Genomic DNA, 15573 nt, shown 5'->3' on the forward strand with positions numbered 1-15573 from the left:
GTATGTGGATGAATCCGGGAATACCGGCTTGCCCGATTCTGGCGGTTCGGCCGCGTACACACTCGGATGCGTAATGGTCGACGCCGATCTTTGGCCAGCGTCATTCGACGAAATCATTGCTTTTCGGCGCCGTATTCGAGACACGTTCCGGGTTCCGATGCGCGCCGAAATCAAGGCCAACTATCTGCTACGCAACTCAGGTGACCTGCGAGGACTGAACCTGGCCCCCCGCCAAAGGTTCGTCATCTACCGAGCCCACTTACGGCAGCTGCGGATGCTCAACGCTCGCGCATTCGCGGTCGTAGTCGATAAGGCGCGCCATCCGGCAGCGACACAGACCGATTACTTTGACCTTGCTTGGGAAGGCTTACTCCAGCGTCTGGAGCGCACCAGCTCCGCTGAAAAACAAGTGTTCTCACTGCTGCACGATCAAGGCGAGAACGATGCGGTGCGACGCTGGACCCGCAAGGCTCGCCGTCATTTGCCGGCTGGTAGTGCCTACGGGACCGGCTCCATACGCCGGCGTGCCCACAGGCTTGTCGATGATCCAATTCCGTTGAAGTCAAGCAGCTCATACTTCATCCAAATGTCAGATCTTGTTGCCTACGCGGCGTTCCGCGCTCACATCGCTCCCACATCGCAGCTCGCGCGCATATGCCCTCAAACCATGTGGGAGAACATTGGCCCGGCAACTTTCACAGCCGCGAGCGGGTTCCGGCCCCGTTCAGCACCCGGGATCGTCTTGAGATAATAGAGACCTCCCGGACTCAGAGAGTCCGGGAGGCGGAAAGTGCCTAACCGGATCATCGGACCCGGGTCAGCCCTTGGTTGCCAAGGTACAAGCACCCTGATGCCAACAAGGGTATCTACTACAGCGTGTTGTAAACAAATTAAACCAACTTTTAGCATGCAGTGATGGCCGGCACCTACGGACCCCATCCTCTGAGCTCGCAGCTGCAGGTGAAGCTACCCACCAAGCTCGCCAAAAGCCTTCACCTGAAGCCAGGCGACGAGTTTTATTGGCGCCATAGCGACGACGACCCGGACATACTGCTCTTCGTACCCGCTGAAGTCCTTGAAAGGCGCTACACGCACGGCGAGCACGCTGAAAGAGCTGTTCGGACCAGCGCCGATCCACTTCCCAATTCGGAGGAACAGACTGCCCACGATCAAAGACCGTCGGGATGACTCGGCGCGCAGTTCCGGAAACCTGATCGGTGTCGGATGGTGCCAAAGATTTCCAGCCAGCCGACTCGAGGGAAGATGGTGGAGTCACGGGAATCGAACCCCGATCTGAGCCTTGCAAAAGCCCCGTTCGACCGTTGAACTATGCCCCGTCATAGACATGACCGCGGCTGGGAACTGGAAAATTGTGGAGCCTAGGAGATTCGAACTCCTGACATCTGCCTTGCAAAGGCAGCGCTCTACCAACTGAGCTAAGGCCCCGTGCCTGGGATCAGGACGGCTCTGCCGCCTGGTGCCACACCTCTGCGCCATGTCGGGATCGCCACACGATCACCGCCACAGCTGCCACCGCGAGTGCCAACACCAACTTCATGGTGGACCTCCGGTTGGGCAGTACCGACACGACCGGCAATGCCGGTTCCGTGGGCCTAGGAGGACTCGAACCTCCGACCTCTTCGTTATCAGCGAAGCGCTCTAACCGCCTGAGCTATAGGCCCTTATTGGGGACGACCGAGCAGCGAGATTACCGTACCGATGCCCCGTCTCCCAAACCGGATCAATCCCGGTCGGCCAACGTCACCTCCACGCCGCCGACGAGGTCGGTGGTCAGGTTGTAGATGAACGCGCCGATTGTGGCCATCGCCGTCAGCACGACGATGTTGACCAGGCCGATCAATGCCGCTCCGCCAAAGATCGTGCCGCTGGACACAAGCTCGCCGCCGGCATTGCCACCGCTGCTGGTCAGCAGATCGCCCACGTTGCTGTTGAGCTTGCTCCACACGCCCATACCGCCGAGCACGAGGTACAGGAACGCCACCGCGATCATCCACACGAAGAACAGCGCCGAGGACAGCACCAGGGCCACCTTCAACACGGTCCACGGGTCCACGCGGCGGATCTGCATGCTGGCCCGGACGGGTCCCTTGGTCGACGTGCGACTCGCGACCTGGATGCGGCTGGTGGCACCGGAGGACGACGAGCGCGACGCGGCGGGCGCCTCAGCAGTCTTGCGCTGCGGGGGCCGTGGCGTCGGCCCGGACAGGTCGGGCAGCTCGCTGGCGTAGGCCTCGGTGCGGCCCGGCTCCGACCGCGACGCGTCGGGGCGAGGTGCCTCCGCACGAGCCGGTTCAGGGCGGGCCGGCTCGGGACGAGGTGGCTCAGGGCGAGGTGGCTCCGGACGCTGCCGTTCGACCTCGACCCCATCCGCGCCCGACACGAAACGCTGCAACCGCGCCTCGACGCCGGCGGAGTGGCTCCCGGGACTGCGGGCGCTGTCCTGACGCGGCTCGGCAGGCTGCCCGGCGGGGCGGGCAGCCTTGCCCCGCTGCCACGGTGGCACCTCACCGGTCTCGGTGATGTTGCCCGTCGGGCGGGGCACGTTACCGACGCCCCCGCCCTCGGCCCCTGAGCCGTTGGTACCGCTGCCGGGCCGGTCGCCCGTACGCGGGTACCCCGGCTCGCTCGGTGAAGTCACCTAACAGCTCCTTAGCTCAGGCCGAGGGCCAGGTGCGCCTCGGCGGCTGCGTTACGTCTCAGAGGACTCGGGGGACTCGAGTTCTTCCGCATCCGGTTCCTCTTCGGCATTTCGCGCAATCGCAATCAGTGTGTCGCCCTCACCGAGGTTCATCAAGCGGACCCCCTTGGTTTGCCGCCCGGCCTTGCGAACCTGGCGGGCTGCAGTCCTGATGACGCCCCCGCCTGAGGTGATGGCATACAGCTCTGTCTCGTCGTCGACGATCAACGCTCCGACAAGGTTGCCACGCCGACGGTCGTACTGGATCGTCAGGATGCCCTTGCCGCCTCGGCCCTGGACCGTGTACTCCTCGATCGCGGTGCGCTTTGCGTACCCGCCCGACGTCGCAACCAGCAGATACGTGTCGGGTTGGACCACGTTGAGCGACAGCAGGCGGTCGTCCTCGTTGAACCGCATGCCCTGCACACCGGAGGTGGCCCGGCCCATCGGCCGCAACGCCTCGTCGGTTGCCGAAAAGCGGATCGACTGCCCGTTGGCGCTGACCAACAGCAGGTCGTCCTCGGCCGAGCACAGCACGGCACCGACCAACTCGTCGCCGTCACGCAGATTCACCGCGACGATGCCGCCGGACCGGTTGGAGTCGAAGTCGGTGAGCTTCGACTTCTTCACCAGACCGTTGCGGGTGGCCAGCACCAGGTACGGCGCATCCTCGTAGCTCTTGAGCTGGATGACCTGAGCGATGCGCTCCTCGGGCTGGAAGGCCAGCAGGTTGGCGACGTGCTGGCCGCGCGCGGTGCGGGAGGCCTCCGGCAACTCGTAGGCCTTGGCCCGGTACACCCGGCCCTGCGTGGTGAAGAACAGGATCCAATCATGCGTGGAGCAGACGAAGAAGTGATTGACGATGTCGTCGGCCTTGAGCCCCGCGCCCTGTACCCCCTTGCCGCCGCGCTTCTGGCTGCGGTACAGGTCGGTCTTCGTGCGCTTGGCGTAGCCGGTCTCGGTGATCGTGACGACCACGTCCTCACGGGCGATCAGATCCTCGTCACTGACCTCGCCGTCGGCCGGGACGATCCGGGTCCGACGGTCGTCGCCGTGCTTCTCGACGATCTCGGCGAGCTCGTCGCGGACGATGGCCCGCTGCCGCTCGGGCTTGGCCAGGATGTCTTCGAGGTCCGCGATCTCGGCTTCGATCTTGGCGAGATCGTCGACGATGCGCTGACGTTCCAGGGCGGCCAGCCGGCGCAGCTGCATGTCCAGGATGGCCTGGGCCTGGATCTCGTCGACGTCGAGGAGCTCCATCAGGCCGGAGCGGGCGACGTCGGCGTTGGCCGATGCCCGGATCAACGCGATGACCTCATCGAGCGCATCGAGGGCCTTGACCAGACCACGCAGGATGTGGGCTCGCTCGTTGGCCTTGCGCAACCGGTAGCGGGTGCGCCGCACGATGACGTCGAGCTGATGATCCACGTACAGCCGGATCAGCTGGTCCAACCGCAGTGTGCGTGGCACACCGTCGACGATCGACAGCATGTTGGCACCGAAGCTGGTCTGCAGCTGGGTGTGTTTGTAGAGGTTGTTCAGGACGACCTTGGCGACGGCATCGCGCTTGAGCTCCACCACAATTCGAATGCCGACGCGGTCGCTGCCCTGATCCTCGATGTTCGAGATCCCGGCCAGCTTGCCGTCGCGCACCTGCTCGGCGATCGAGGTGATGAAGTTGTCGTGATTGACCTGATACGGCAACTCGGTGATCACGATCGAGGTACGCCCGCGGGAGTCCTCCTCGATCTCGACGACGCCGCGCATGCGGACCGAACCGCGGCCCGTCTTGTAGGTGTCCTCGATGCCCTGTGAGCCGACAATCAAACCGGCAGTGGGGAAGTCGGGACCCTTGACGCGCTCACACACCGCGGCCAGGGTGGCCTCTTCATCGGCCTCGTAGTTCTCCAGGCACCAGTACACCGCCTCGGCCAGCTCGCGCAGGTTGTGCGGCGGGATGTTGGTGGCCATGCCGACGGCGATACCGCCCGAACCGTTGGCGAGCAGGTTGGGGAACCGGCTCGGCAGAACCGTCGGCTCCTGCACCCGACCGTCGTAGTTCGGAATGAAATCGACTGTCTCCTCGTCGATTTCACGCAGCATCTCCATGGCCAGCGGGGTCAGCCGGGCCTCTGTGTTGTGGCTGACGAACCCGTTGGTGATGAACGCGTGGTCCTCGGTGTCGACGCGCAGGCTGTAGACGGGCTGCACACCGGCGTCGGTCACCGATTCGACCTTGGCGTAGTAGAACCGGCCGTCGGTCAGATCAGAGGCGATGGCACGGACATCGGGATCGGCGATGTGCGACAGGATCTCGGCTCCGTTGCGCCGCCACCGATCGAGGCGATCGATGTTGTGCTTGCGCAGCCACTCCTTGTCGGCCCAGCGGCCGCCGCCATGGCTGCGGATGAACTCGCCGAGACCGGGCACGTGATCGCCGTCGAGACCCTTGGCCGCCGCTGGCAGCGCCGACAGGATCTCCTGCAGCTTGGTCTGCTTGGCCCCACCGAAGCCGATCTGTGCGGCGAACAGCTCCGCCTGCGCGCGGTTGGTGATCGCAACCTTGTACTCACCGGTGGCATGCCGATAGCGGCTCGACACTACCCCGAACTCCAGCAGCATCTGTTGGACGTCCTTGGCGAGCTGGTCACTACGCGTCGAATAGGAGACCTGGATCGTGTTGCGCGGCAAGGCCGAGCACGATCCGTCACCCTCGAAGAGGGCCTGCAGGAAGGCACGCTTGACCACTGTCGCCGAGTGCCACAACCATTCCGGCACGGCCTTGTCTGCCGATCGCTGGCCGAGCATGTCGCCGAGCCGGGAGGCCTTGAGCGCCTTCAGGTTCTGCACGTCGAGCTCGTGCAGCGTGGACCCCGATGCGATGGTCCGAGACGACACATACCTCTGCCCGCCCACGACAGCGTCATAGGCGGCAACAACGATCTCGAAGAAATCCCGGTCGAGATTGTTGAAACCCGCGCGACTCTCGGACACGAAACCTTCGCTGACAAATGCGCCCAGCAGCAGTGCTTCCAGAGTTTCGTGCCAGTCGGCAGGACCGAACTCAGCCGGCGGTGTGCGCTGGATGGCGACCCGGTCGCCGGGACGAATCTCCTCGATCAGCTTCCACAGGAGAGTCGGCACGCCTGCGACATCGACCAGGCACAGCAGCGGGTGATTGCTCGTACCCGTGACGGTGTACCCCTCGGCCGTCGTCACCTTGTAGGTCTGGTGCTCGCCCGAATGGAAGAGCCGATCCGCCACCACCGGATTGCCGTGTCGATCGACAACCTTGAGATCGATCACGTGCTCGGCGTTGGGCCGAGCCGCGGGGACGACGTCGGCGATCCGCACCGAGTGACCCATCGGCAGACGGACCAGCGCATCACCGGTGGTGCAGTACCTCATTGCGGCCGGTGGGTCGTTACCCGGCGAGCCGAAGTTTCCCTGGCCGTCGACCAGCGGGTAGCGCAGTGACCACGGCTGGGCCATCCGGACCAGGGTGTCGTAGATCGACGCGTCACCGTGCGGGTGATAGTTGCCCATCGTCTCGGCAACCGAACGCGCGGACTTGGCATGGCTGCGGTCCGGCCGGAAGCCGGAGTCGTACATGGCGTAGAGCACCCGGCGGTGCACCGGCTTGAGACCGTCGCGCACCTCCGGCAGCGCGCGGCCGACGATCACGCTCATGGCGTAGTCGATGTAGCTGCGCTGCATCTCCTGCTGGATGTCGACCGGTTCGACGCGGTCTGAGGCGCCGTCGCCAGGCGGCAACGTGGTGTCTGTCATCTAATCCTCGTTCGTCAGGCACGCCCGGGCGACCAGAGCAACCTCGGGCAACCCCCAAAGTCTAGTTGGTCAGTAGCTCAGCACCCTGAGACGCGTCGGAGCAATCTCGTCACAACGCCCAGCTACCGCCGGACCGCCTTTTTCGAGCGAGCCGGCTACCCGGCTTGCGCGACGCGGGCCCGTTCCCGCATCGAAGCGACCACGCCGCCGTCGTTGAGAATGTCGGTGCCCGTCAGGTAGCCGGCCCGGTCGCTGACGCAGAACGCGAACAGCTCCGCCATCTCTTCGGGCTTGCCCCAGCGGGGTACGGCGGCGTCGGCGACCATCGCGCCGGCACCCGCCTGCTCCTCGAGCCGGCCCATCTCGGTATCGACCGAGCCGGGGGACACCGAGACGATGCGCAGTCCCCGGGCGTTGAACCGCTCGGCCTGCGACGAGCTGTACCACTTCACGAAGTTCTTGCTGATCGCGTAGGCGAGCCCGGAGCGGGCCTGCTCACCGCCGATCCCGCACGCGGTGGCCATGCTGCTCATGAACGCCTCGTCGTCGCGCATGGCCAGCGGGAACTGCCCGGTCGGGATCAGCTCGTCGGGCAGCAGATGCGCAGCCATCGACGCCACATTGACGATCGCGGCGCCGTCGCCGGCGGCGGCGTAGAAGACCTCGTTGACGTTGACCGTGCCGAGCGCGTTGGTCCTCATCACGTGGTCACCGTCACCCATGCTGGGGCTCACGCCGGCGGCGTGGATCACCGAAGTGACCGGCCCGAGGCCGGAGGCGGTGTCGAACAGCTCATCCACCGCCTGCCGATCGGTGACGTCGCAGTGGACGGCGGTCGCGGCGATCCCGAGGTCACGCAGCTCAGCCAGCGCGCCGTCGAGCCGGTCCTGCCGCACATCGCACAGGACGACGGCGTGGTCGCGGCCGACGACCTTGGCCGTGGCAGTGCCCATACCGCCCGCGCCACCTGTGATCAACGACACTCGAGTCATACCGCGGACCGTAACGAAATCGGCCCGATCTGTCACGCCTGGGTTACTTGCCCGACTTGCTCTGGATCACTCCGGCGCGCGCCCCGACGTCGTATTCGTTGGTCCATTGCTCCAGGTCGATGCCGTACGCAGCCTTCAACCGATCCTTGAGCAGCTCCTGTTCGGTCAAACCCTGGACCACAAGGTGCACATCACCGTCGGGCTCGGTCTCCCGCAGCGACGCGAGCGCCGGATCATTGACCACGGCGGGATCCTTGCTCTCGAGTCCGTTGAGCACGTTCTGCATCGTCACGCTCGAGTCGACCTCGTTGGTCGCATGCTGGTACGGCACGCCGTTCTGCGGGTTGGTCACGGCCTGCTGGTCGACGATGCCCATCAGCGCCAGCTTGGCCTGCGGGGCGATGATGTCGACGGCCCACTTGCCCGGTTTCATACCGGCCGCGTCAAATGCCGTGGTGGCCACCGATTTCGCGGTGTCGAAGTTCGCCGAGTTCACCGCGTACTGCCACTGCGCGTTGTAGACGTCGTTCTGACCCATGGTCGTCTTCGCATCGAGAGTCCCGTCGACCAGGGCGCTGTGCATCTGGCCCGCGAGCTGACCGTAGGTGCTCACGCCGTTGCCGCTGCCGTACTGCGCGGCGAGCGCGTTCTCCTGCGCGTACGTGTAACTCGCAGCCTTCACGCCCGCCTCGGGGTCGCTGGCCAGCACCGCGTACATGTTGGCCAACTGGCTCTTCTGGTCGAAATGATGGACCCCAGGGATGGTTTCGGCGCCGGCGAAGGTGCTGTAGTACGGCGCCAGATCGTCGGCGAGGTTGCGCATCAGATCGGGATTGAGCTGACCGGCCGAAATCTTGTCCTGATAGCCGGGGACCCGCAGCAGGTCCTTCTTGTGATCGGCCATGTAATCGGCTGTGGCTTCGGCGATTTGACCGTGCAGCTGAGCGTTCTTGGTGTCCACCGGGTCACCCGGCTTGGCGACGGCATCGTCGGCGGTGGTGTGGAACAACTCGGAGACCGTCTTGCCGTTGTCAGGCCACTCGTGCTGGAAGATGTCTCCGACCAACCGCTGACCGGTGTGCGGATCGGTCACGGCCGCCGCGACGGCGAACTTGTCGTCGCCGACCGAGTGGAACATCTGCTCGGTGATCTGCTCCTTCTTCGGGTCGGCGCCGTGACCGTCGATGGAGAACATCGTCGTGTCCTTCGGGCCGGTCTCGGCGCGTACCTGCGCGTCGAGATACTGGCCCGCGACATCCATGACCTTGCCGTCGAGGCTCGAGCCGGCCCGCATGTTGGCGTCGCCCATCCCCGCGATCCGGGCGATGGCCTGGTTGGTGCCGACGCCGTTGACGTTGATGGTGTTGAAAAGGATCGGGAACCCGGTGCTCTGGGTGCCCGCCATGGTGGATCCGTACTGCACCAGGTCTTTACGGGTCAGCGAGTCGCGCATCTTCTGCGGGAGCAGGTTGAAACCGCCGTTGGTCGGGACGTCGACGTTGCCTTCGACCGACGCCGTCACGCGACCGTTGGACGCGATCTGGAACGTGTTGGCCATGCCCGTGCGGGCATCGGTGGGCAGCGAGTTGAGCAGTTTCTCGATGTCTTCGGGTGACTTGCCGTCCAGGGAGCGCATCAGGGCGTTGATGTATTCCATCTGCGACGCCGGAATGTCCACGGGCTCACCGGATTGCAGCGCCTTGAGCTGCTCGGGGGTCAGTGAGCCCGCTTCCTTGAGGCGCTGCAGCACATCCGGCGGGATCTTCCCGCTCTGCAAGGCCTGACCATCGGAGGTGCCCTGCTGGCCGCTGAGCGACGCCGGATTGGTGAACTTCGAGATCAGGTTGGCGGCCAGCCCGTTGATGGTCTTGGCCCCGTTGGAGTCCGCGGTGACCAAGGCGTTGACCAGAGTGGTGAGCTCACCGGCGTACTGCCGGGCCAGCGCGGCGCGCTGCCCGGTGTCCTTGATGCCGGACGTGTCGGTCACCGACCAGTTGTCCCCGACGGTGAACTGCTGCCCGGAGATGGCGATGACCTTGTTGAGCACATTGGTACGGGCCGTGCCGATGTCGGTCGCGACGCCGCGCGCGGTCTTGGCCGCACCCTGCAACTCGTCGACGAGCTTCACGGCGACCTTGCGGTCGTCGCCGGCCCGGTTCTGGGCGGCCTCGGCCGCCTTGCCCTCCCAATAGCCGCCGCTGGCAGTGTTTTTCACCAGGGACACATACGAGTCGAACTTCTGCTCGAGCGTCGTACCGAGTTTGTCCCATCCGGCGGCGATGTTGGAGACGACATTGGGATCCATGTTCTGGACCTGGGATTTGGTGAATCCCACTGTCATTCACCCCAATTGCCGGTGGCATTGGTGAACATGCTCACCATGTCCAAAGTCTTGGTGTCGTCGGCGTTCTTGAACTTGTCCGCGCAATTGACCATGATCTCGCCGGTCTCCGAGAGACGCTCCGAGAACGACGGGATCAACGTGGTGTTCAGCACGTCGTACTGAATGTGCTGCATGGCTCCGACGGATTGCAGTGCCGCGGAATCGGTGCCCATCATCATCGGGCCGAATTTCAGCCCGGTCACCTCGGCACCCAACGTCGCCAGATGCCCGGCGACCGTGCGCATTTGATCCAAATCCGCTTTCAACGTCACAGCTGACCCCTACCGAGTTGAATTGGTACTGAGTTGGGTTGGTCTTCGGACGGTCGCGGCGGGATCGCCCGGCACAGCGCTAGCGAAGACTGTAGTCTCCGATTCTTTTGGCGTGCAACAGTCGCAGCGCTTCCAGTGCATCATCTGGCCGGGGTTATCGGGACGAACTGGCCATGATCGCGATAGCTGAACGCGTCGGCCACCGTCGCCGCCAACTCGATGAACGCGTCCTGCGTCTTGCGATTCATCAAGCTCAGAACCACTTCGGAGCCTTCGGCCAGGTGATCGTCGAACGGGATGAAATGAACAGCACGTGAACGACTTTGGAAATATTGCATCAGCTGCTCGATATCCATCGACGTGGCGCCCGGGCGCGCGGAGCTGACCACGACCACCGCATTGGCGACGAGGCGTTCGTAGCCCTGGTGGGCCAGCCAGTCCAGGGTGGCCGACGCGCTGCGGGCCCCGTCCATGGCCGGTGACGTCACCAGGATGATGGCGTTGGCCTCGTCGAGGACCCCGGTCATCGCCGAATGCATGAGCCCTGTGCCGCAGTCGGTGAGGATGATGTTGTAGAACCGCTGCAGCAGCGAAATCACCTGGCGGTAGTCATCTTCGGAGAAGGCCTCCGAAGCGGCGGGATCGCGTTCGGAGGCCATGATCTCCAGCCGGCTCGCACTCTGCGAGGTGTACGCCCGTACATCGGAGTACCGCCGGATCGACGTGTCGGCGAGCAGATCGCGCACCGTGGCGCGGGTCTGATCCGGCCCACGCTGAGCCAACGTCCCGAAGTCCGGGTTGGCATCGACGGCGATCACCCTGTCCCCACGCACCGACGCCAGCGTCGCACCCAACGCGACGGTGGTGGTGGTCTTCCCGACTCCGCCCTTCAGCGAGAGCACTGCGATCCGGTAATCCCCGCGTACCTGCCGGTTGACCCGCGCGACCAAAGCACGCCGGTTGCGCTCATAGGGTGATTCACCCGGATTGATCGCTCCGCCGGTCAAGGCGTACACCAGCCTGCGCCATCCGCGCGTGGGTCGCCGCTGCACCGGGGCGATCAACCGCAGGTGCTCCGGACCCGGCACGACCGGTTGGCCGAGCATCGCACCCGGATGGTGTCCGGTGACAAACGGCGTCTGCAACGGAACCGGCGGCACGGGCGTGTAGCGGGCCGGCGGACCGACGGGCCGGACGATGAACTGCGTCGGGTCGTCGGGACTGAACGTGCCCGCCTGCTCGAGATTGCGCGGGATCAGCCGGGTCGGGTCGTCGTATTCGTGGCTCATGCGCCGGCCTTGTGCATCTCGAGCACGTTCTTCAACGCCGCCCGCATGTCGGCGAGTTCTATCCGCATCAGCAGGTCTTCACTCAACGCATCGAGATCGACGTCGGGATCCTCACTGAGCCGGAATGCCCGCTCCTCCTCTGCGGATTCGACCACGTTGCGGACGAAGCGTCCGTTACCGGCGATGTCGATGGCGGGCCGGGCCACTCCCGTCTGATCGATCGCCTCGGTGTCACACAGCTGCCGGCAGATCAGGATCAGCTCCTGGTAGGCGTCGTCGGTGAGTTCGGAGTCGCGCGCCTTGGCGATCATCCGGGCGATGTCGCCCAGCTCGGTGGCGCTGTAGGAGTTGAACCGGATCCGACGCGAAAAGCGCGACGCCAGACCCTCGTTGGCCGCCAGGAAGCGATCGATCTCGCGGTCATAGCCTGCGATGATGACGACCAGCCGGTCGCGGTCGTCCTCCATCCTGGCCAGCAGCGTGTCGACGGCCTCCCGGCCGAACGCGTCACCGCCTGCCAGACCAGACTGGATCAGGGTGTATGCCTCGTCGATGAACAGCACACCGTCCAGCGCCCGATCGATGAGTTCGGAGGTCTTGATGGCGGTGCTGCCGAGGTGCTGACCGACGAAGTCGGCGCGTGTGGCCTCGACCACCGAGGAGGTCTTCAACAAGCCCAACCCGCAGTAGATCTTGGCGATCACACGGGCGATGGTGGTCTTGCCCGTGCCGGGCGGGCCGGTGAAGGCCAGGTGCAGGCTGCGCGGGACCGAACTGAGACCCTTGTCTTCTCGGACTTTCGCAAGCTTCGCCGTCGACCGCAGTTTGGCGACCTGAGTCTTCACTTCGGCCAGCCCCACCTGGCGGTCGAGTTCCTGCTGGGCCTGGCTCAGGTAGTCGTGGTGATCGGCGGCGTCCTCGGCGGCGATCTCGACGCAGGCACGCGCCGACTTCGGGTCCCACCTGTCGGTGCGCGAGTCGATGGTCTCCTGGTCCGTGATGACGAGCCGGTACTTCGGATCGCGTAGCGCGGCGATGTTCGCGGTGAAACTCGGATCCTCGCTGTAGATGCGTTCGAACACCGATCGGGCGTCATCCTCACGTCCCATCTCACGCAAGGTGAGCGCACGGCAGAAGTCGGAGGCCTGACGCGCGGCAGGAATCGGGCCGGCCGCCGCGAGCTCGAGCCGACGCAGCGCCTCACCGAACAGGCCGAGCTGTGCACAAGCGCTGCCCACCATCATGTTGGCGCCGGCCCCGATGAACTCGTCGGTGAAGCTTGCTGAATTCGCCAGTGTGACAAGGACATCCGGCCACCGCTGGGTCAGAAAGTGCAGGACACCGCGGATATAAGTGCAGATCTCCGTGGAGTTCGCGTCCCCGCCGGGCATTCTGGTGCGGATGCGGTCCAGCTCGTCGAGCGTGTGTTCGGCTTCGCTGTAGTCGTGGCCGGCGATCATGCTCGCTGCGTAGGCCAGCCAGATCTCGGTGAAGGAACTCAGGTCGTAGTCGATGTAGAGGTTGGTCTGAAACCGCCCCGCCAGTGCCCGGCCTGGCAGACCCAGCCTGCGCTGCTCCCGGAACAATGTCAGCGTGCTGGTGCGGTAGAGGTGATAGATGATCTCAGGACTGGATTCGCCTGCGGCGACGCGGCCGAGCCAGGCGTCGCACATGTCGGGGTCGTACTCGGTGGCCCGCGCGAACGCCAGTCTCGCGTAATCGATGTCGCGGTCCGCCTCGACACCGTTGATGGGAATCCCCAGCGAGAGAACCCCCGCGTCGAATACCCGCTGCGCGTCTCGGGTGCGTCCGCTCATGGTGTCCTGACTGTGTCGTCGTTCAGACGTTCGACCGAAGCAGGCCGAACTTCTCCGAAATAACCCCGGCCAGTTCGACATACGCCTCGAAGGTCGCGGGTTTGAGCAAGTCCACGTCGATTTCTCCACCTTCGGCCAGATGGAAGTCGAACGGAATCAGGTGAACAGAACGGCACCTGGACTGGAAATGCTCGTAAACTTTCTCCATATGCACGGCCGACGCGCCGGGCCGCGCCGCACTGAGGACCAGGTGCGATTCCTGCGCCAAGCCCGAATAGCCGTGCTGGGTCAGCCATTCCAGCGTTGCCGAAGCGCTGCGCGCGGCGTCCAGGGCCGGGGAACTCACCAGGACGACGGCGTGCGCGAGGTCCAATACCCCGGCCATCGCCGAATGCATGATGCCGGTGCCACAGTCGGTGAGCACGATGTTGTAGTAGCTCTGCAGGATGTCGACGGTGCGGCGGTAGTCGACCTCGCAGAACGCCTCGGAGATCGCCGGGTCGATCGGACTGCCCAGTACCTCCAGTCGGCTCTCCGACATGCGGGTGTAGGCGCGAACATCCGAATACCGCGTGATGTTGGGATCGCTCAGCAGGTCACGCACCGTCGCCCGCGACGGATCGTCGACGCGCTGTGCCAATGTGCCGCGGTCGGGATTGGCGTCCACGGCGATGACGCGATCCGTGCGGATCCGGGCGAATGCCGATCCGAGACCCAAGGTGGTCGTGGTCTTGCCGACCCCGCCCTTGATGGACAGCACCGCGATCCGGAAATCACCGCGAATAGGTTGGCGGATACGTGCGTACAACTCGTCGCGCCGGCGGTCGCGCGCCGAGTCACCGGGATTGACCCGCCCCGCGCTCACCCGGTAGACGGCTCGGCGCCACCCGGACCGGGGAGCGAACCGGCCGCGGTTGGCGATGGCGGCCTCATCGAGGGGCCGCAGTGTGTGATGCTGCGACGGGTACTGCTGGGGATGGGACGGGGCAGCGGGCGCTTCCCAGCTTGGGACATCCCACTCGGGGCTACCACCGCGCTCCTGCGTGGTGTCATCGGACAGCAGGTCGACGGACCGGACCGGTTCCTCATCGACCGGTTCGTCAGCGCCGGGACGGTTCTGGCCCAGCAGATTCAGCAGCTCGGCGGCCCGCGCTTCGACAGGGTCGTGCGAGTTCAGGGACGAATCCGGTTGTGACACGGTCGATTCAGCATCCGCGTCAGATATGGCCCAGTGCCCATCGGTCGAATTGAAAGTCGTGTCAGCAACTTCTACGTCTTGGACGGAATCGGCTCTGACCGGTACTTCCGATACGAAGTCGCCAGCGGGCAACGCCGGCGGCGACCCGTTGGAGCGCGGCCGGTACCCCTGCAACCAGGGCGGCTGGGCAGGCGCCCCATGGTGATTGGCCAACGTCCTCCGGTCCTTCCACATCGTAGATCGGCGCCCGATTGGTATCGTACTGAATTGACCGGGCCGGGAGCATCCGGCGCGAATCGCCGTTATCTGGCCGAGTAGCAAACTCTTTCACGAGGAGCCGCACCGGTGGATTTCCCGTCTGCACGCTCCCGCACCGGCGGGATCAGTGTCACCACAACCGAACGCGGATTGCCCCTGGCACTCAAAATTGACGCCCGCGAGATGCACAAGGATCCGCGACTGCTCGCCGAGGAGATCCTGGGGCTGTGCCGACTGGCCGCTGCACGCGCTCAGGTGGCCCGTCGTCGCGAGTTGTCAGCACACGATGTCGACCCTGTCGTGATCCGAAACCTGCAGCTAGCCACCGAAGATGACCTGCGTCGCGCCGAGGCCGCCGCCGACCGCGACGACGAGGTGCTTCCTGACAGCTGGCTGAGGTCGGTGTGACGGGGCTGGCCGACAGTGTCGTCGCCCGCATCTCGCTGCAGCGCGACCTGCTGCATGGCCTCAACGATCATTGCGAGGCCATCCGAGTCCGCGCCACCACCCGCAACCGTGCGGTGTCGGTGGAAGTGGATGCCATGGGTGCTCTGACCGACCTGACTCTGGGCAGTGCAGCAACGCAGTTGAGCCCCAACGAGCTATCTGAATTGATTGTGAACATTGGGCAGACGGCGGCCAAAGCGGCGTTGGCCCGGCGTGATCAACTCGTCGCCCAGTTCCGGCTCGAGTTCGACCGATTGCGGGCCGACCCGCCGCAAGAGGAAAACGGAAACCCCACCTAGATCGCATGTGCAGCCGCGTCGCAGCCGGCTGCCGTGGGCCGAATCCTGTGGTGGTACAAGCCGATTTTCCGCTTCATCTGGCGCACAAGAGCTTAACTGTGATGCCTCGCCAAAGAGACTGGTGCGGGCTA

At 64.8% G+C, this 15573-nt stretch carries 10 protein-coding genes, 2 tRNA genes and 2 pseudogenes; 3 read left to right on the forward strand and 11 right to left on the reverse strand.

Features of this window, described 5'->3' with window-relative positions; translation table 11 throughout:
- Positions 1-4 precede the first annotated feature (4 nt).
- Positions 5-751, forward strand: a complete 747-nt coding sequence (locus tag BTO20_RS36430; protein ID WP_232490977.1) for a DUF3800 domain-containing protein — start codon at positions 5-7, stop codon at positions 749-751.
- A 215-nt stretch (positions 752-966) separates the two neighbouring features.
- Here BTO20_RS36430 and BTO20_RS39675 read toward each other — a convergent pair whose 3' ends face one another.
- The 11 genes and pseudogenes from BTO20_RS39675 to BTO20_RS40860 form a co-directional block, all read right to left on the reverse strand.
- Positions 967-1167 (reverse strand): hypothetical protein, encoded by a 201-nt coding sequence (locus BTO20_RS39675; RefSeq protein ID WP_157680415.1) that lies wholly within the window; start codon positions 1165-1167, stop codon positions 967-969.
- Positions 1168-1373: 206 nt separating this feature from the next.
- Positions 1374-1446: transfer RNA gene (locus tag BTO20_RS36445), tRNA-Ala, on the reverse strand.
- A gap of 162 nt (positions 1447-1608) precedes the next feature.
- Positions 1609-1682: transfer RNA gene (locus BTO20_RS36455), tRNA-Ile, on the reverse strand.
- A gap of 59 nt (positions 1683-1741) precedes the next feature.
- Positions 1742-2659: a DUF3566 domain-containing protein gene (locus BTO20_RS36460; protein WP_087081332.1), complete on the reverse strand. Its 918-nt coding sequence runs from the start codon at positions 2657-2659 to the stop codon at positions 1742-1744.
- Between the two features lie 51 nt (positions 2660-2710).
- Positions 2711-6487 (reverse strand): intein-containing DNA gyrase subunit A, encoded by a 3777-nt coding sequence (gene gyrA / locus BTO20_RS36465; RefSeq protein WP_087081334.1) that lies wholly within the window; start codon positions 6485-6487, stop codon positions 2711-2713.
- A gap of 155 nt (positions 6488-6642) precedes the next feature.
- On the reverse strand, positions 6643-7479 hold the full coding sequence (locus BTO20_RS36470) for an SDR family oxidoreductase (RefSeq protein WP_087081336.1): 837 nt from the start codon (positions 7477-7479) through the stop codon (positions 6643-6645).
- A gap of 43 nt (positions 7480-7522) precedes the next feature.
- On the reverse strand, positions 7523-9820 hold the full coding sequence (locus tag BTO20_RS36475) for a TPR repeat region-containing protein (protein ID WP_198344196.1): 2298 nt from the start codon (positions 9818-9820) through the stop codon (positions 7523-7525).
- Positions 9817-10134 carry a hypothetical protein gene (locus BTO20_RS36480; RefSeq protein WP_157680416.1) on the reverse strand — a complete coding sequence of 106 codons (318 nt, stop codon included), beginning with the start codon at positions 10132-10134 and terminating at the stop codon, positions 9817-9819. The genes BTO20_RS36475 and BTO20_RS36480 overlap by 4 nt, the downstream gene beginning before the upstream one ends.
- 140 nt (positions 10135-10274) lie before the next feature.
- A pseudogene (locus BTO20_RS36485) lies at positions 10275-11357 on the reverse strand (nucleotide-binding protein); the annotation flags it as partial.
- 62 nt (positions 11358-11419) lie between these two features.
- Positions 11420-13240, reverse strand: a complete 1821-nt coding sequence (gene eccA / locus BTO20_RS36490; protein ID WP_087081344.1) for a type VII secretion AAA-ATPase EccA — start codon at positions 13238-13240, stop codon at positions 11420-11422.
- 22 nt (positions 13241-13262) lie between these two features.
- Positions 13263-14180: pseudogene (locus BTO20_RS40860) on the reverse strand (nucleotide-binding protein); the annotation flags it as partial.
- Between the two features lie 603 nt (positions 14181-14783).
- Here BTO20_RS40860 and BTO20_RS36500 point away from each other — a divergent pair.
- Positions 14784-15104 carry a hypothetical protein gene (locus BTO20_RS36500; protein ID WP_232490978.1) on the forward strand — a complete coding sequence of 107 codons (321 nt, stop codon included), beginning with the start codon at positions 14784-14786 and terminating at the stop codon, positions 15102-15104.
- Positions 15101-15442: a hypothetical protein gene (locus tag BTO20_RS36505; protein WP_087081348.1), complete on the forward strand. Its 342-nt coding sequence runs from the start codon at positions 15101-15103 to the stop codon at positions 15440-15442. Before BTO20_RS36500 ends, BTO20_RS36505 begins: the two co-directional genes overlap by 4 nt.
- Positions 15443-15573 lie beyond the last annotated feature (131 nt).

The sequence above is a fragment of the Mycobacterium dioxanotrophicus genome (assembly GCF_002157835.1).
GTDB lineage: Bacteria > Actinomycetota > Actinomycetes > Mycobacteriales > Mycobacteriaceae > Mycobacterium > Mycobacterium dioxanotrophicus.